The organism is Spirillospora sp. CA-142024 (assembly GCF_050942325.1).
Lineage (GTDB): Bacteria > Actinomycetota > Actinomycetes > Streptosporangiales > Streptosporangiaceae > Spirillospora.
Window position 1 is genome coordinate 3,529,552 of the sequence record NZ_CP192077.1, and the last position, 16,413, is coordinate 3,545,964.

Here is a 16,413-nt window from a genome sequence, read left to right on the forward strand (position 1 = left end):
CAACGTTGACAGCTTCGCGGGGTCAGCGGACGGTCAGCAGGGTCGTGAGCAGGTCGTCCAGGCTGACCAGGCCGGCGACGCGGCCGTCGGGGGCGACGGCGAGGCCGAGGTGGCTGTGGTTCGCCCTCAGGGTGGCCACGGCCTCGCCGACCGGGGTGCCGATCGGCATCGCCGGGACCGGGTGCGCCAGTTCCACGGCCGGGGTCGCGCGGCCCCGCGCGCGGGCCACGTAGGCGTCGCGGACGTGCACCATGCGGGCCTGGTCCGGCCGCCCCGAGCCGCGCAGCATGATCCGGATGTGGCCGGTGCGGGCGGCGGCGTCGATGACCTCCTGCGGTGACGCCGCGGCCGGCACCGAAACGATGGCGGAGACCGGGACCACGAGGCCGGCCAGCGGGGCGCGCGGCACGTCCAGCGCGGCGGTGAGCAGCGTCAGCTCGCGCTGCCCGATCAGCCCGAGCCGCCGCGACTCCTCCGCGATGCTGCGCAGCTGCTCGGGGGTGCGCGACACCTCCCGCGAGCCGTCCGGGCGCACGCCCGCCACGCGCAGCAGCAGGTTCGTCGCCCCGTTGAGCGCCGCCAGCACCGGCCGGACGACGGTCGCGAACGCGCGGAACGGCAGGCCCAGCACGGTCGCCGAGCGTTCCGGATCGACGATCGCCCAGGATTTCGGCGCCATCTCGCCGACGACCATGTGCAGGAACGTGACGAGCGCCAGTGCCAGCACGAACGCGACCGCGTGCGCCGCCCCCTCCGGAAGCCCCGCGGCGTGGAACAGCGGTGTGAGGGTGTCCGCGAACACCGGCTCGGACACCAGGCCGAGGCCGAGCGAGCACATCGTGATGCCGAGCTGTGCGCCGGCCAGGGTGAGCGACAGCTCGTCGATACCGGCGACCGCCGCGCCCGCGGCCCGTCCGCCCCGCGCGGCGGCCCGCTCCAGACGGGGTCGCCGCGCCGCCACCAGCGCGAACTCGGTGGCGACGAAGAACCCGTTGCCCGCCAGCAGCGCCAGCGTGACGGGGGCGCCCAGCGCGAGGTTCACCGGTCCTCCTCCACGGTGCGGATGCGGATCAGCCTGGGCACGTGCCGGTGGATCGTCAGGACCTCGACCACGGCCGTCCGGCGCGGCTCGTCCAGCCGGGCCGGCGGCAGCTCCACCCGGACGACGTCGCCCGGCCGGGCGACCCGGCCGAGCCGCTTCATCACCAGCCCGGCGACGGTCTCGTAGTCGCCCTCCGGCAGCGCGATGCCCGTCTCGTGGGCGACCTCGTCCATCCGCAGACCCGCGTCGGTCGTCCACCACTCGCCGCTGCGGACCGCCAGCTCCTCGCCCGGCTCGTTCTCGTCGGCGATCTCCCCGACCAGCTCCTCGGCGACGTCCTCCCAGGTGACGATCCCGGCGAAGCCGCCGTACTCGTCCACCACGCAGGCCATCGGCTCGGCGGCGCCCTGCAGCCGGAGCACCACGTCCGGGAGCGGCAGCGACGACGGCAGCAGCAGCGGCGCCCTGGCGATCTCGCGGACCTCGGTGCGCGCCATCGCGTCCGCGTCGAGCATGATCAGCTGCTCCAGCCCGACGACCCCGACCACATCGTCCACACCCTCGCCGAGAACCGGATAGCGGGTGTGCCCGCTCGCCGCGATGACGTCGCTGACCTCGGCCGCGCGCGCGGAGGCGGGCACGGTCACCACCTCGACGCGGGGGACCATGACCTCCTCGGCGTCCCGCTCGGAGAAGGCCAGGGCCCGCTCCAGCAGGTCGGCGTGGCCCGCCTGGAGCTGCTCCCCGGACTCGCCGATCATGTGACCGAGCTCCTCCAGCGTCGCGCCGTGCCGCAGCTCCTCCACCGGCTCGATGCCGAACGCGCGGACGAGCCGGTTCGCGGACGCGTCGAACAGCCTGATCAGCGGCCCTGCGAACGTCAGGTAGACGAGAGTGGACGATGCCAGGGCGCGGGCGAGCGCCTCCGCCCGCGCCAGCGCCAGGTTCTTGGGGAACAGCTCTCCCAGCACCATCTGGATCACGGTGGCGAGGGCGAACCCGAGTGCCACCGCCACCCCGCCCGACGCCGCGTGCGGCACCCCGGCCGCGCGCAGCGCCGGGTCGATCAGGTCGGCCAGCGCGGGCTTGGCGATGAACCCGACCACCAGCGCGGTGACCGTGATGCCGAGCTGCGCGCCCGACAGCATGAACGACAGCCGGTGCATCACCCGCACCGCCCGCGCCGCCGCCCGGTCGCCCTCCGCCGCCCGCTGGTCGAGGGCCGGGCGGTCCGCGGTGACGAACGCGAACTCCTGGGCGACGAAGTAGCCGGTCGCGGCGGTCAGCACGAGGACGGCCAGCAGTCCGAGCGCGGCGTTCACCCGGGGCTCCTCCTTCCGCGCGGCACGGTCGAGATCCCTTCTACCCCGCGCGGGCCGTCCTCCCCCAGGGGTGCGGGACGGTTATCGACCGCTCCGCGTGGAATGAACCCCTTGCACCTGCAGCACCGCCACGAACCGGGGCCGCGGCCACGAGTGCGAGAGGGGCGCCCATGCCCAGACCGTTCGCGTCGTCCGCAGATCTGGGCGACAAGACGCAGACGCTTGAGGTCCTGGCCGACGGGGTCTACACGCTCACGGCCGAGGGGGACCCGAACGTCGGCGCGATCGAGGGCGAGGACTTCCTCGTCTGCTTCGAGGCCCGCGCCACGCCCGCCGCGGCCCGCGACTGGCTCGCCGTGCTGCGCGAGCACACCGACAAGCCCATCCGGTACCTCGTCCTGTCGCACTACCACGCCGTACGGACGCTGGGCGCGAGCGCGTTCGGCGCACCGGTGATCGTCGCGCACGACCTCACCCGCGCGCTGATCGCCGAGCGCGGCGAGCAGGACTGGGAGTCGGAGTACGGCCGGATGCCCCGGCTGTTCAAGGACCCGGGCGGCATCCCCGGGCTGACCTGGCCGACACTGACGTTCTCCAGCACGCTCACCATCGCCCTCGGCGGCGACCGCGGCGACCTCGACCTGGCCTACTGCGGGCGCGGCCACACCGAGGGCGACCTCGTGGCGTGGCTGCCCCGGCACCGGATCCTGTTCGCCGGCGATCTCGTCGAGACGCAGGCGGCGCTCTACACCGGCGACGCGTTCCACAGCGAGTGGGCGTCCGGCACGCTCGACCACGTCAACTCGTTCGGCGCCGAGACGCTCGTCGGGGGGCGCGGCGCCGTCGCGCACGGCAGGGACGCCGCCCGCGCCGCCGTCGCGCAGACCCGCGACTTCCTGGACACGATGATCGCCGAGACCCGGCGGGTCCGGAAGGAGGACGGCACGCTCAAGGACGCGTTCGCCGCCGTGCACGCCGCGCTCGCGCCCGAGTACGGGCGCTGGCCGATCTTCGAGCACTGCCTGCCGTTCGACGTCTCCCGGCTCTGGGACGAGCTGGACGGCGTCGAACGCCCCCGGATCTGGACGGCCGAACGCGACCGGGAGGTCTGGGCGGAGCTGCAGGGCTAGCCGGTGCCGCGGGACGGGCGCCGGCGGCGGCGTGCAATGTCCGGATTCCGTGACAAGCTGGAATGAACCGGGTGCCGGGTGGAAGGCTCGGATCCACCAGCGGGCACAGGGTTCCCAGACACGGTGGGGAGTGGCGATGAACGAGCTGGACCGTCCCCGTCCGGTGTTCGATCCCGCCATCGGCGGCGAGGACCGCGCGCTGCTGGCCGCGGCGCCCGGGCGGCTCGCCCCGGCGAGCATGCCGGCGCCGCCGCCCCCGCGGCTGCGCGCCGCCACGGTCGTGGCGCGGCTGGTGTGGATCCCCGCGTTCGCCATCTTCTACGGCGTCCTGCCCGGCGGATGGCTGCGGGTGTTCTTCATCGCCTCCCTGGACGACGACGAACTGGTCGGCGGCGCGGCGCGGTGGGGGCGGCTCCCCGTCCTCGCGATGATGCTGACCCCCGCCCTGCAGATCCTCCTGCTGCTGCTCGGCCAGGTCGAGGCCGCCGTCGTGCTCGCCGCCGCGAGCTTCGCCGGCTGGGTCCTCGGCGCGCTGCGGCACGTCCGGGAGCCGGCCGCGGCCCGCCTCGCGCGCGAACACCACGGCTCCTACCTGCTGCCGGCCGACTTCGACCGGCCCGCCGCCCGGCTCCTCGTCCGCGCCCAGCGCGCCGTCGACGCCGTCCTCGGGTCGCAGTCGCACGGCGCCGGGCTGCTGGACGACATCAACAACGCGGTCGTCCTGCCGCTGCAGGAATGGGCGATCGCGGGCGCCCTCGCCGAGCACACGCGGCTGCGCCGGGAACGCCTCGCCCAGCAGCCGGAACGGCTCTCGCCGCGCGTCCGGGCCCTGCTCGACCCGCAGGACCGGGCGCTGGAGCTCTCGGTCCGCTCGGTCACCGGGCGCATCGAGGCGCTGGAGGCGTACGCGCGCCGGGCGGGCGAGGCCGACGACGCCTACCACGAGTCGCGGGTCCTGCAGGCGCTGCCCGAGCAGAACGCCCGCTACCGGGACCTGCTGGCGAGCACCGTCGGGGACGAGATGGCGGGCGCGGAGATCCGCGGGATGGCCGAGGACGCCCGGCGGGCCGAGCGGGCCCTGCGCGAGCGCGTCACGAGCGCCCTGCGTGCGGGACACGATCTCGCGCCGCCACCACCCGGTGAACCGGGGGTCAGCTCTCCGCCAGCACGATGACGCGGTCGGCCGCGGACAGCGTCAGCGACGCGGCCTTGTCCGGGTTGAGCACCACCCCGTAGCCCGGCGGCTCGTGGAAACGCTCGGTCAGCCGGTAGCCGAGCGCGACCTCGCCGCGCCGCCGCGCCGACTCGATGAGCGTGGCGAAGTCGGCCTCGGCGCCCGGCGCCAGGTAGTCGCAGGCGGGCTTGAGGTAGATCTCCGAGCCGGCCGGGTCGAGCAGGTCGGCGAACACCTCGTACAGGTGCCGGTTCTCGCTGAGCTGGGTCAGCATCAGGCTGATCAGCTTCTCGCTGACCACGAAGTCGTCGGCCTTGGTGACCTGCGCGATCTCCCGGTTGGCGTCGTCGTTGATCTCGCTGACGATGGCGAACGGGTCGCCGAGCGCGTCCTCCATGTCGCGCAGGTGCAGCAGTGTGACCAGGGTGCGGGCGTCGGCGTGCTCGCGGTCGTACCCGGACTCCGACAGCACGACGACGTGCTGGAAGGAGCCGATGTCGAGGGACTCCAGGGACGGCCGCTCGGTCGGCTCCGCCCGGACGAAGCCGATCTTGAGGTTGGCGGCCGGGGCCAGCACCCCGGTGGGGTCCGCGCGCGGCGCGGCCACGACGAGCGCCGAGCCCGGGGCGAGGAACTCGTCCAGCAGCTCGATGATCTTCGGGGCGCGGTGGTTCCAGCCGAGCATCAGGGTGCGCTCGGGCACCGGCTCCCGCGCGGTGGCCGTGGTGATCGCCGCCTCCCGGACGGGCGCGGCCGGCCCGGTGGCGAGCCGGATCAGCAGGTCGTCCTCGGCGAGCACGATGATCTCGTCCTCGGCGCGGAGCACGGTGTCCATCGGCGGGTTCAGCAGGACGGTCCCGTCGGCGTGCCGCAGCCCGGCGGGGACGCCGAGGTCGTAGGCCGACAGCGACTCGCCGAACGTCAGGCCCGCCAGGGACGGCTCGGGCCGCATGTAGAACTCGTGCCCGGCGAAGTCCAGCAGGTCGGTGCAGACCTGCGACAGGCCCGACTGGCGGTGCGACTGGACGATCAGCCGGATCGCGACGTCGTCGGCGTCGATGACGTGCGCGGCGGGGCCGCCGGCGAGCCGGGCCGCGGGCAGGTTCGCCGAGTCGTGCACGGCGGCCACCACGTGCGGCCTGCGCCGCCCCCAGGCGCGGGCGCCGAGCGAGAGCAGCACCTTGATGACGCGGGTGTCGGCGTCCTCGGCCTCCGGCGTGACCACCATGATGGCGCGCGCCGTGCCGGGGCTGACCAGCTCCACGTCCGCGACCTTGAGCGGGTCGCCGGTGCGGCAGACGATCCTGGTGCGGCCGAGGTCGCCGACCCGGGCGCGGATCGCGTCCTCCATCTCGACCTTGTCGCGGTCGGCGAGGATCGCGACGCACGACCGGCGCTCGCTCTGGTTGGCCTCCACCAGCTCCGCGACGACCGTGAAGACCTGCTCGGACCATCCCAGCAGCACCGTGTGACCGTGCTCGACGATCCGCGACCGGCCCTTCCGCAGCTCGGTGATCTTGGCTTCGAGGCCGGTGGTGAGCACGCCGATCAGCGAGCTGACGATGAAGATCCCGCCGATGGTGGAGACCAGCATCAGCGCGAGGAAGGGGGCGCTGCCGGTGTCGCCGCCCATGGTCCCCGGATCCAGGGTGCGCAGCAGGCTGCGCCAGACCATGCCCGGCCAGTGCCCGTTGCCGGCGGTGTCGCGCGGCGCGATGACGACCGCGGCGGTCGCGACCACGAGCACCAGCGCTCCGGACGCGAGCCCCAGCCAGCCGATGAGCGCGGGCGTCCCTTTCGACATCGTCCGGTCGAACCAGTACCGCACACGGTCCCGTCGCGTCACCCGTGTCACGCGGCCGCCCCCTCCGCCGTCGCCCCGGCGTCAGCCTATTGTGTTGCCCCGCACCATTCCCGGCATTCTCTCCCACAATGCCGGACGATTTGCCCGTTGCGCACGGAAGAGGCCGGGGTGATGAGAATTCCACCCCGGCCCCTCGGCGTCGTGCCGGAACGCCGCCTGCCGCGCGGCTTCCGCTAGTGCGCGGCCTCGTACTGCTCGATCACATTGGCGGGGATACGACCCCGCTCATTGACCTTGATGCCCCGGTTCTTCGCCCACTCGCGAATCTCGGCGGAGCGCTCGCGGCTGCCCGCGGTGCGCGTCCCGCGGCCACCCCGGCCGGGGGCCTTGCGCGCCTTGCGGGCACCGGCGACGAACGGCTCAAGGCCGTTGCGCAGCTTGGCGGCGTTCTTCTTGCTCAGGTCGATCTCATAAGACGTGCCATCGATGGAAAAGCTGACGGTCTCGTCGGCCTCTCCTCCGTCGATGTCGTCCACGAGAAGGACTTCGACCTTCTGTGCCATGCGGGGACTCCCTCTAGCTATGCGTCCGGCTTGGCGTCCGGATGTGCCTCGATGAATGCAGCATAGACCTCATCCGATATCTTGCCACGTTCGGAGACTTCGATGTCCTGACGCAATGCCCAGTCGCGGACATCGCCGTTCGTGTAGCCCTTGATCTTCGCGACGCGGGACTTGCGGCCCTTCCCGGCGGGCTTCACCTCGGCGGCGTTCTCGATGAAGGGCGCGAGGGCGTCCAGCATCTCGTTCAGCCGCTTGTAGTTGTCATCGCTCAGGTCGATCGTGAACGTCCGGCCCAAGACTTCGAAGTCTCGCTTTGCGACATCGGCTCCTTCGGAGCCGTCGATGTCGTCCACCCGAATGACCTTCTCGGCCATGTGTTCTGTGTCTTCCTTCCCCTCGCCTACGCGGCGCCCCCGACCGTAGCGGATTCCGTGGCCCGGCAGGACGCGGGGACGCGCGGGCGGCGTGAGAAAAAGCGCACGGCGGCGCGGCGGAACGTTAAGGCGGCGGCGTCAGCCGCCGTTGCGCTGGATCCAGGTGTGTAGAAGCAGCATCATCTCCAGCCGGATCTCCGGATCCTCGATGTCGAAGTCGAACATCTCGTGGAGTTGCGCCAGCCGGTACCGCACGGTCTGCGGGTGCACGCACAGGACCTCGGCGGCGCCCGTGGCGTTGAAGCCGTGCTTCATGCACTCCAGCAGCGTCACCGCGAGCCGCAGCCCCTGCCGCGGGGCGGCCTCGTCCAGCGGGGCGAGGCGCCGGGACGCCACGATCGAGGCGAGCGACGCCCCCTCGCGCAGCAGCAGCGAGGGCAGGTGCTCCTCGGCCCGGACGAGGAGCCCGCCGCGCCGCCGCCCTCCGGTCCGGCCGGGGGCGGGCCCGGCCGGACCGGAGGGCGGCGGCGCGGCGGGCGCCAGGTCGCGCGCGCGCCGCGCCCACAGCAGCGACGTCCCGGCCTCCTGTGCCGGGACGGCCGGGCCGATCGCACCGGTCCAGCCGGCGAGCGTCGCGGCCAGCTCGTCGACGCGTCCGGGGCCGTCCGGGTCGGGCATGACCAGGCAGGGGCGGCCGTGGTCCAGGCCGGTCAGCAGGGACGGCGGCAGCCCGGCGGGGCCCTCCCCGCCGCTGCCCGGCCGCGGCCGCAGCACGATCACCGCCAGCCGGCGGGGCAGCGGCCAGCCGGCCCGGGCGGACTGCTCGCGGGCGACCTCGGGCGGCGCCGGCGGGTCCGACAGCAGCAGGGTCAGCAGCCGGCCGCGGCGCTGCTCGCGTTCGCCCGCGGCCCTCTCCCGGGCCCGGGCGTAGCCGTGCGCCGCCGCGGACGCCAGCGCGTCCAGGTAGGCGAAGTTCGCCTCGGCGAGCAGGCTGACGAGCGCGGGGGGACGGCCGAGCCGCTCGGCCTCGACCGCCAGGTGCCGCCAGGCGAGCCGCGACCCGACGCGCATCGCGTTCTGCAGGTGCTCCAGGCTGCGGCCCTCCATGGCCTCGCCGTACCCGACGTCGAAGAAGACCTGGTACACCTCCTTCCACGAGGCGTCCGGGTCGGCGATCATCTGCACGAAGTGCTCCATCGCGTGCGCGACCGCGGCCTCGGCCACCCGCCAGTAGGCCGCGTCACCCGGCCGGTCGTACTCGGGGACGTGCCGGAGCACGCCCTCGACCATCACGCCGAGCAGTTCGGGAAGGCGGGGGCGCATCCACCGCGCCTCCTCCGCCGGGACGTCCCGCCACGGCTCGTCCGCCAGGCCGTCGAGGACCGGTGTTCCAGGGTGCGTCTCGTCGTACGCCGTCGTCACGGTGACACCTCCCATCGCCGTGCCGGAGCGGGCCGGCGGTTCTCAAACTAGGCGTGCCGCGTGACCGGCGACACTCACCGGTCCGCACCGTCCGCGGAGGTGTTTGTCAGCCTTCTAACAATCGGGGCGGCCGTCCGGACGGCGGTGCGCCGGCCGAACTCAAGTTCCGGTCAAACAGCGCATGACGCAGCAATGGCGGGGTAGGCCGCCCCTACACGCGGCAGGGAGACTTCGACCCCACCGCGACGGCTGCCACCAGACGGACGTCCACCAGGGCCAGGCGAGCTACCACGAGAACTCGCTGTCGGGCGGCTGCCCGGCCGTCGGCGGCGAGGGTTCCTTCTCCCACCACCGGGAGCGGGTGGACGGCGACAAGATCCGCAAGCGGAGCGAGAGAGGGCGTCGTCGAGCACCTCAACCATGTCGACCACACCCTCGCCGTCCAGGTCGCCGAGGGGATCGGGGTGGAGCCGCCGAAGGCACCGGTGACGGCCGACCACGGCCGCACGTCGCCCGCGCTGAGCCAGGCGCACGCGCCCGCCGATTCCGTTCAGGCACGCAAGATCGCCGCACCGGCACGGGACGCGCGAGAAGGCGCACGTGCCGGCCTGACGCCCCGGCCCCGGCGGATTGGCCGCATTCTGCCAATTAATTGTGGGCAACATCACAGCGCCATGCGGTATCCGGGCCGATTGAACAATAATTTGAAAATATACCTTGTACGATTCGCCCGCCGAATTTTCCTGTTGATCACGGTGAAACGCGCGGCGATCGGTCTCCAGGGTGCCGGGTGACGTGCGCGGTCGGTCCGGCGCTCCGCTCCCGCATGTCCTGCAAGCGGACGCTGACATGCGGTTTCCGGGATGTAACGGCCTTGCACGGAGCGTGTCCGGGCCGCACCGGGTTGCCGGACCGGGCAGCCCGGCGCCGCCCGGACTGCCCGGGAGTGCAGTTCAGCCGGGCGCAATTCTGTAGCAAGATGACGGCCGTCCGGTCGGCTTATCCGCCCTTCCCCAGAAGGGCGTCCGCAGTTTTCGGCGGGTGCCGGTGAGCTCGGGTCAATTGGAAGGAGGGCGCATGACCGCGTCCGTCATCGATCGTTTCCGCGAGCTGGTCGTCGACGAGTCCGATCCCTTCTACTTCGACCATCCGCTCGACCATGTGCCGGGGATGCTGCTGTTCAGCGGCCTGCTGGAGCTGGCCGTCCGGGCGGACGCGCTGCGGGCGCGCGGGCGGCGGCCGGGCCGGGTCGCCGCCGGCCTGGACTTCACCCGGTTCTGCGAGCTGGACCGCGGCACGACCCTGTCGTGCCGCCCGGTCCCGGGCCGGAACCGGGCCTGGACGGTCGCCGCCCGCCAGGGCGCCGAGGAGGTGTGCGGGGGCTCCATCGCGTTCGCCGACCAGGCCCCGGAGCCGAGCGCGGCCGCAGCTCCGCTCGCACCCCCCGCAAGGGCGGGCCGGGCGCCCGCGGACCTCGTCCACCGGCGCCGTCCGGAGAACATCCTGGTCGGCGAGCCGGTCCGGCCGAGCCGGGGGGTGGTGGAGTGCGCGGTCCTGCGGCCCCCCGCGGGGGAGAGGCCGCCGGCGGAGTTCCGCGGGCCCGTCGAGATCGTCGAGGCGGGCCGGCAGTTCGCCACGATGCTGGAGCACGAGGAGCACGGCAGGCCCATGGACGCGACGCTGCTGTGGGTGGCGCTGCGCCTGGACATCCCGTACCGCGTCCGCCGCGACGTGCCGCTGCTGCTGCGCTGGCCCGTCACGCGCGTCCCCGGGCGCCGTTCGCGGTGCGCGGCGACGCTGGCGGACGCCTCGACCGGCGCCGATCTCGGGTCGCTCGCCTACGAGGCGTACGCGGTGGACCCCGAGCAGTACGAGCGCACCCGGTCGCGGTGATCACGTCATGAGGCTGCTGACGCTCGCGCCCCGCCTGCTGTTCGTCGCCGGGGCGGCCGCGCTGACCGCGGGCGTCGTCCTGCATGCGGGACGGGGTGGCACGGCGGAACACGTCGCGGCGGGTCTGCTGACCGGTTACCTGGGCTGGCTCCTGCTGGAGGCCCCGGTGACGTTCCGCCGCGCCGCCGCACCGCCCGCCGACGCCCGGACGCTGCTCCCGTACGCGCTCGCCCGCCTCCTGCTCGTCGTATCGGCATCGCTCGGGCCGCTGCCCTGGGACGGCTGGTCGCCGTGGCTGCTCGCCCCGGCCGCCGCCTTCACCGCCGGCGTGGCGCTGCGGCAGGCCGCGATCCGCGCGCTCGGCCGGTTCTACTCCCACCACGTCATGCGGCAGGACGGCCACCGGGTGGTCACGAGCGGGCTCTACGGGATCGTCCGGCATCCGGCGTACGCGGGGATGCTGCTCGCTCACATCGGCTTCACGTGCTTCTTCCTCACCCCGGCGGGCGTGGCGGCGCTGCTCCTGCTGGCCGTGGCGGTGGCCTGGCGGATCAGGGGCGAGGAACGGGCCCTCTGGGACGTTCCGGGCTATGCGCACTACGCCGCGGGCAAGCCGCGTGTCCTGCCGAAGGTGTGGTGAGCATGGGCGAGATCGGCCACAAGTTCACGCGGCTGGAGACGCTTCGCGTGGCGGGCTTCCCCGTCCCGGACTTCTTCTGCCTGCCCGCGTCCGAGTTCGACGGGGCACTGGACGCGCTCAGGCACGCCCTTCCGCCGGCCGGGTCGGTGCCGGCCGCCGACTGGTGCGCGTCAGCGGCGTCGGCGCTGTCCAGGGCCGTCCCGGAAGGCGAGCTCGCCGCCGGGCTGCTGGACGCCTTCGACGAACTCGTCGGCGGCCCGCCTTCTGTGCGGGGAGCCGTCCGCCCGCAGGAGACCGGGACGGTGGCCGTGCGGGCCTGTGTGGTGCCGGGCGCGGACGGCGGGGGAGAGGATTCCGAGGACGATCCGTTCGCCGGGCTGAGCGACAGCTTCCTGTACGTGCGGCGTGAAGGGCTGCTGGAGGCGGTGGCGCGCTGCTGGGCGTCGGCGTTCAAGGCCGAGGCCGTCCGGTACCGGATGCTGAGGGGCGTCGATCCGGCGGGCGCCAGGGTGGCCGTCGGGATCCAGCGGATGGTTCCGGGGACGCGCTCGTTCGTCGCGTTCACCCGCGACCCCCGCGACGGGACTCGGCGCCATGTCATCGCCGCGGCGCACGGGATCGGGGAAGGCGTCGTCCAGGAGAAGGCCGACGTCGACCACTTCTTCGTCGATCCAGGGACGAACGGTGTCCGCGCCGAAGTCGTCGTCAAACGCCGCATGGTCGGGCCGCCCGCGGGCGGCGAGACCACCCCGCGCGTGGTCGAGGTGCCGGGCTGGCTCCGGGACGCGCCCGTGCTCACCGACGACGAGGCCCGCGAGATCGCCGTCCTCGCCGCCCGCGTCGAGGAGCGGTTCGCCCGCCCGCAGGACATCGAGGGGACGATCACACCGGACGGCGCCGTCCATCTCGTCCAGGCGCGGCCCCTCGCCCCGACCGCGCAGGACGCCGGCGCGCGCGTGCACTGGGGCGGCCACAACATCACCGAGAGCTTCCCGGGAGTGTCGGGCGCGCTCACCTACTCGCAGGCGCGCGTGTTCTACGAGCTGGCCTTCACCGACCTGTACCGGCGGATGGGCGTGCCGGCCCCGCGGCTGCGCGCGAACGCGCACCGGCTGGCGCGCATGGTCGGGTTCCTTGAGGGCCGCGTCCACTACCGGCTGGACGACTGGCAGGAGCTGCACGGCCAGCTGCCCGTGTTCGACCTCGTCCGCGCCGGATGGGAGGAGGCCATGGGCATCACCGGCGAGGCACGCGCCTCCCGTCGCCGGTCGCGTGTCCGCGTCGCCGCCGCGCTGCCGGCGGTCGCGTGGCACGCGGCCGGGCATCGGCGGGCGATCGCGCGGTTCCTGCGCTGGTGGGACGGCCTGATGGCGGAGGTGCACGATCCGGCCGCCCGCCCGCTGGACGAACGTTCCCCGGAGGAGTTGATCACCCTGTACCGGCGGGTGTGGGCCGAGGTGTCGGTGCGCTGGGGCGTCACGCTCGCCAACGGGATCTACGGGCTCCTCGTCATGCGGGCCGGGATCGGATTGCTGCGGCGCTGGGCGGATGCCGGTCCCGAGACGCTCGTCGGGCTGCTGTGCGGGGGGCGTGAGAACCGCTCGCTCGCGGCCGCCCGCGCCGCGATCGCCCTCGCCGAGCGCGCCGCCGCGATACCGGACCTGAAGGCCGCGCTCCTCGCCGAGCCGGACGGACGCACCGAGGAGGAGCACCTGAAGGCCGTCTGGGACGACATCGCCGCCGGCCGGCACGGCTCCCACATCGCCGCGGCCGCCCGCGCCTACCTGCGGCGCTACGGGGACCGCGCGCCGCACGACCTCAAGCTCGACGAGCCCACGCCGCGCCAGCGGCCCTGGATGCTCGCCCGGACGATCGCGCCGCTGGTCCGGCGCGGCGCCACCGTCGCCGCCAGCCGGGCGGACGAGGCGCGCGCCGCGGCGGACGCCCGGCGGCGCCTGCGGGCGGCGTGTCCAGGCCCGGCGCGCCGCACCGTCCTGCACGCGCTGCTGTCCATGATGCGATGGCTCGTCCGGGCACGGGAGGACACCCGGTTCGCCCGCACCCAGCTGTTCGGGCTGTCCCGGGCGGTCCTGTGGCGGCTCGGCGCGGACCTGGCCGAGGCCGGAGCGCTCGACGACCCCATGGACGTCCTCGACCTCACCGCCGAGGAGGTCGTCGGCGCGTTCGACGGCACGCTCCCCGGTGCGGACCTGCGCGGCCTAGCGGCCGTGCGGCGCGCGGAACGGGGCCGCCACAGGGACGTCCCGCCCCTGCCCGCGCTGTTCTCCGTCCCGGCCGGACGTCCCGCCGCGGCGGCCCTGACGCACGTCCGCCCGGCCTGTGCCGCGGGGGGCGCGGACGACGGCGACGTGCTGCGCGGGCTCGGATCGAGCGGCGGGACGGTCCGGGGCCGCGCCAAGGTCGTCCTCGACCCCGGCATCGCGCCCGAAGGCTGCGCGGGCCGGATCCTCGTCGCGCGCGAGACCGATCCGGGCTGGCTCTCGCTCATGATCGCCGCGTCCGGCCTGGTCGTCGAGCGCGGCACCCTGCTCTCGCACACCGCCGTCACCGGACGTCTGCTCGGCGTGCCGACCGCGGTCGCGGTCGGCGGTGCCGTCGACCGCATCCCCGACGGAGCCTGGATCGAGCTGGACGGGCGCGCCGGCACGGTCCGGGTCCTGGACGGGCGCGTCACCCGATGACCGGCGCCGCCGGGCGACCGGCGCGCGCCACCACCTCCGGGCGACGCCCGGAGACACCCCGCAGCAGCAGAGGAGCTGGCACGTGGACGAAGGAGTGTTCGGCAAGGCCGCCCAGGAACGGGCGATCGCCGAGGTCGAGGCGGAGATGGCCCGGCTGTGCGAACTGCTCGCCGAGGGCCTCGCGATGGGCCTGGACGAGGGCCGCGAGATGGTCGGCGGCGCCATGTCGGAGTTCCTCGTGGAGTTCTTCGACCTCGTCCGGGCCAAGGGCTCGCGTCCCGGGATGAAAGGCATGATCACGCTTCCGCTCCTGGTGCACGGCGCGGACACCGGCGAGCCGGGCGCCGAGCCCGCCGCCGTGATCCACCTGCTCTGGTGGGCGTCGGCCCGCTACCTCGACGACCTCACCGACGCCGGCGGGCCGCCCCCGGACGGCGCGGACGCCGGGAAGAAGGTGGTCACCGCGCTCGCGGCCGGCGGCCACCTGCCCGCCCGGCTCATCGCGGGCCTGCCCGTCGGCCGCGCCGTGCGCGCCGCGCTCGCCGACGAGCTGTCGCGGGCCTGGCTGGACGCCGTGGACGGCCAGCTCCGCGACCTCACCGAGCGTGCGCCGGCCGCGACCCGCGCGTCGGTGCTGCGCTCCTACGAGGGCAAGACGGGCTCGCCGTACGCGATGGCCGCGGCCTCGGCGGCCTGCCTGGCCGGCGCGGACGGCCGCCGGGTGGCCGGCTGGCGCGAGTTCGGGCGCGCGCTCGGCGTGCTGCGCCAGCTCGTCAACGACCAGCGCGACCTCGCCTCCGGCCGGCACGAGGATCTTGCCAACGGCACCGCGACGTACCTGCTCGTCCATCTGCTGACCGTGCTGCCCGCCGCGCGCCGCCGGGAGGCGCTGGCCCTGCACGCCGCCGCGCGGCACTCGGCGTCCGCGCGCGCCGAGCTGGCCGCCCGGATGCTCGACCACGAGGTCATCGAGTCCTACGCCGCCTCCGTCGCGCCGCTGATCGGGCGCGCGCACGGCCTCCTCGACCTGCTCGGCGGCGATCCGGGCTGCGTCCGGGAACTGCACGGGCTGGTCGACGAGACCGTCGGCCACCTGCCCCGGTTCCGGCTGGCCGTGGCCTAGGGGAGGACCGTCGATGACCGTTTCCGGCGGACTTCCGGAAATCCTCACGGCGCACTGCCCGCGGGTCGCCACGGCGGTCCGGGAGGCGCTGCACGGCCACCCCGCCTACCAGCCGATCAGGCGCGCGGCCGGCCCGATGTTCGGCGGGCACCGGGAGACCTGCGCCCGGCTGCTCGGCGTCGCCGTCGCCGGCGACCCCCTCCCGGAGGACGACCGGGGGCGCTTCCGCGACCTCGGCGTCCTCGCGGCGCGGCAGGCGATCCCGCTGCCGATGCTGTCGGAGGCCTGGGACCTCGCCCTCGCCGCCGCGGCCCGCACCTGCTGGACGATCGCGCCGCCCGGCCTCTTCACCGAGATGGCCGAGCTGACCGCGCACGCCGCGCGGCTCGCCGCCGGGGCGCGGGAGGCGTGCATCCGTGGCTACGCGGAGGCGCCCTGCGAGGGCGCGAGGTCGCGCCCGCTGCGCCGGCTGCTCGCCGAGACCCTGATCGACGGCGCCCCGGCCGGCGTCATCGCGGAGGCGGCGGGCGTCCGGCTGGCGCCGGCCTACCTCGTCCTGCGCTGCGAGGCCCCGGCGCTCACGGCGGCGTCGCACTGGGAGCGGGCGAGCGAGCACCTGGAGACCTGGGAGGACGTCCTGCACGCCGGCGACCTCGCCGGGCTCGTCGTGCTGTTCCCCGCCGCCGACGTCCTGCGCGCCGAGGACCGGGCCGCCGAGTTCACCGCCGGCCTCGCCGCGTGCGCGCGCGGGCCGGTGCACGCCGCCGAGTCCTACCGGCGCGGCGCCGCGAACATCCCGGCCGCGCTGGAGGAGGCCTCCCGGGTCCTGACGATCGTCAAGGCCATCCCGGACGCCGAGGACCGGCCCTACCGGGCGGACGAACTGCTCGTGGAGCTCGCCATCCTCGGGCAGCCCGCCATCCGCGGCCGGCTCGCCGCCGTGCTGTCCCCGCTCGACGCCGGCACCGACCTGCGCCGGACGCTGGAGGTGCTGCTCGCCTGCAACCTCGACCGCGAGCGTGCGGCGCGGGAGCTGTGGATCCACCGCCGCACGCTGCACTACCGGCTGGACCGCATCCGGGACCTGTCCGGCGTCGACCCCAGCTCGGCGCGCGGCATCCAGCTGTTCCGCGCCGCCCTCACCTCGGCCCGGCTGACGAGCCTGGAACGTGACGGGCTCCGGGCCGAGGACGCCTCCCTGCCCCCGCCGCTGAGCGCCTGAAG

General features: G+C 74.4%; 14 protein-coding genes. 8 read left to right on the forward strand and 6 right to left on the reverse strand.

Annotation, left to right across the window (positions count from 1 at the left end; all coding sequences use genetic code 11):
- Window positions 1-22: 22 nt before the first annotated feature.
- Complete coding sequence (locus ACQPZP_RS17095) at window positions 23-1,042, reverse strand: CNNM domain-containing protein (RefSeq protein WP_433478591.1); 1,020 nt, start codon at window positions 1,040-1,042, stop codon at window positions 23-25.
- On the reverse strand, window positions 1,039-2,364 hold the full coding sequence (locus tag ACQPZP_RS17100; protein WP_433478592.1) for a hemolysin family protein: 1,326 nt from the start codon (window positions 2,362-2,364) through the stop codon (window positions 1,039-1,041). Before ACQPZP_RS17100 ends, ACQPZP_RS17095 begins: the two co-directional genes overlap by 4 nt.
- A gap of 170 nt (window positions 2,365-2,534) precedes the next feature.
- Between ACQPZP_RS17100 and ACQPZP_RS17105 the strand changes: the two genes are divergently transcribed.
- A complete protein-coding gene (locus ACQPZP_RS17105; RefSeq protein WP_433478593.1) occupies window positions 2,535-3,494 on the forward strand; it encodes an MBL fold metallo-hydrolase in 960 nt (319 codons plus the stop codon).
- A gap of 136 nt (window positions 3,495-3,630) precedes the next feature.
- Window positions 3,631-4,668 carry a hypothetical protein gene (locus tag ACQPZP_RS17110; protein WP_433478594.1) on the forward strand — a complete coding sequence of 346 codons (1,038 nt, stop codon included), beginning with the start codon at window positions 3,631-3,633 and terminating at the stop codon, window positions 4,666-4,668.
- Here the strand turns inward: ACQPZP_RS17110 and ACQPZP_RS17115 are convergent.
- From ACQPZP_RS17115 to ACQPZP_RS17130, 4 genes are all read right to left on the reverse strand, one after another.
- Window positions 4,646-6,523, reverse strand: a complete 1,878-nt coding sequence (locus tag ACQPZP_RS17115; RefSeq protein ID WP_433478595.1) for a CASTOR/POLLUX-related putative ion channel — start codon at window positions 6,521-6,523, stop codon at window positions 4,646-4,648. The two genes, ACQPZP_RS17110 and ACQPZP_RS17115, sit on opposite strands and share 23 nt — an antisense overlap.
- 182 nt (window positions 6,524-6,705) lie before the next feature.
- Complete coding sequence (locus ACQPZP_RS17120; RefSeq protein WP_433478596.1) at window positions 6,706-7,035, reverse strand: histone-like nucleoid-structuring protein Lsr2; 330 nt, start codon at window positions 7,033-7,035, stop codon at window positions 6,706-6,708.
- A 17-nt stretch (window positions 7,036-7,052) separates the two neighbouring features.
- Window positions 7,053-7,409, reverse strand: coding sequence for a histone-like nucleoid-structuring protein Lsr2 (locus ACQPZP_RS17125; protein WP_433478597.1), 357 nt, complete (start codon window positions 7,407-7,409; stop codon window positions 7,053-7,055).
- A gap of 138 nt (window positions 7,410-7,547) precedes the next feature.
- The gene (locus ACQPZP_RS17130) at window positions 7,548-8,831 is read right to left on the reverse strand and encodes a helix-turn-helix domain-containing protein (protein ID WP_433478598.1); all 1,284 of its coding nucleotides are present in this window, start codon (window positions 8,829-8,831) and stop codon (window positions 7,548-7,550) included.
- Between the two features lie 464 nt (window positions 8,832-9,295).
- Here ACQPZP_RS17130 and ACQPZP_RS17135 point away from each other — a divergent pair, with 464 nt between their 5' ends.
- The 6 genes from ACQPZP_RS17135 to ACQPZP_RS17160 all read left to right on the forward strand — a co-directional run bounded on the left by ACQPZP_RS17135 (window position 9,296) and on the right by ACQPZP_RS17160 (window position 16,411).
- Window positions 9,296-9,625, forward strand: coding sequence for a hypothetical protein (locus ACQPZP_RS17135; RefSeq protein ID WP_433478599.1), 330 nt, complete (start codon window positions 9,296-9,298; stop codon window positions 9,623-9,625).
- 283 nt (window positions 9,626-9,908) lie between these two features.
- Entirely contained in the window at window positions 9,909-10,724 is an 816-nt protein-coding gene (locus ACQPZP_RS17140) for an AfsA-related hotdog domain-containing protein (RefSeq protein ID WP_433478600.1), read from the forward strand.
- A gap of 7 nt (window positions 10,725-10,731) precedes the next feature.
- Complete coding sequence (locus ACQPZP_RS17145; protein ID WP_433478601.1) at window positions 10,732-11,364, forward strand: methyltransferase family protein; 633 nt, start codon at window positions 10,732-10,734, stop codon at window positions 11,362-11,364.
- A gap of 2 nt (window positions 11,365-11,366) precedes the next feature.
- A complete protein-coding gene (locus tag ACQPZP_RS17150; RefSeq protein WP_433478602.1) occupies window positions 11,367-14,066 on the forward strand; it encodes a PEP/pyruvate-binding domain-containing protein in 2,700 nt (899 codons plus the stop codon).
- An 82-nt stretch (window positions 14,067-14,148) separates the two neighbouring features.
- Window positions 14,149-15,189 (forward strand): polyprenyl synthetase family protein, encoded by a 1,041-nt coding sequence (locus ACQPZP_RS17155; RefSeq protein ID WP_433478603.1) that lies wholly within the window; start codon window positions 14,149-14,151, stop codon window positions 15,187-15,189.
- Window positions 15,190-15,202: 13 nt separating this feature from the next.
- Complete coding sequence (locus ACQPZP_RS17160; protein ID WP_433478604.1) at window positions 15,203-16,411, forward strand: PucR family transcriptional regulator; 1,209 nt, start codon at window positions 15,203-15,205, stop codon at window positions 16,409-16,411.
- The last annotated feature ends 2 nt before the right edge of the window (window positions 16,412-16,413 follow it).

Excerpts from the sequence above, each read along its gene's own strand:
- ACQPZP_RS17145 (WP_433478601.1), top strand. The coding sequence starts at position 10,732 with ATGAGGCTGCTGACGCTCGCGCCCCGCCTGCTGTTCGTCGCCGGGGCG.
- ACQPZP_RS17160 (WP_433478604.1), top strand. The coding sequence starts at position 15,203 with ATGACCGTTTCCGGCGGACTTCCGGAAATCCTCACGGCGCACTGCCCG.
- ACQPZP_RS17110 (WP_433478594.1), top strand. The coding sequence starts at position 3,631 with ATGAACGAGCTGGACCGTCCCCGTCCGGTGTTCGATCCCGCCATCGGC.
- ACQPZP_RS17105 (WP_433478593.1), top strand. The coding sequence starts at position 2,535 with ATGCCCAGACCGTTCGCGTCGTCCGCAGATCTGGGCGACAAGACGCAG.
- ACQPZP_RS17125 (WP_433478597.1), bottom strand. The coding sequence starts at position 7,409 with ATGGCCGAGAAGGTCATTCGGGTGGACGACATCGACGGCTCCGAAGGA.
- ACQPZP_RS17150 (WP_433478602.1), top strand. The coding sequence starts at position 11,367 with ATGGGCGAGATCGGCCACAAGTTCACGCGGCTGGAGACGCTTCGCGTG.
- ACQPZP_RS17140 (WP_433478600.1), top strand. The coding sequence starts at position 9,909 with ATGACCGCGTCCGTCATCGATCGTTTCCGCGAGCTGGTCGTCGACGAG.
- ACQPZP_RS17120 (WP_433478596.1), bottom strand. The coding sequence starts at position 7,035 with ATGGCACAGAAGGTCGAAGTCCTTCTCGTGGACGACATCGACGGAGGA.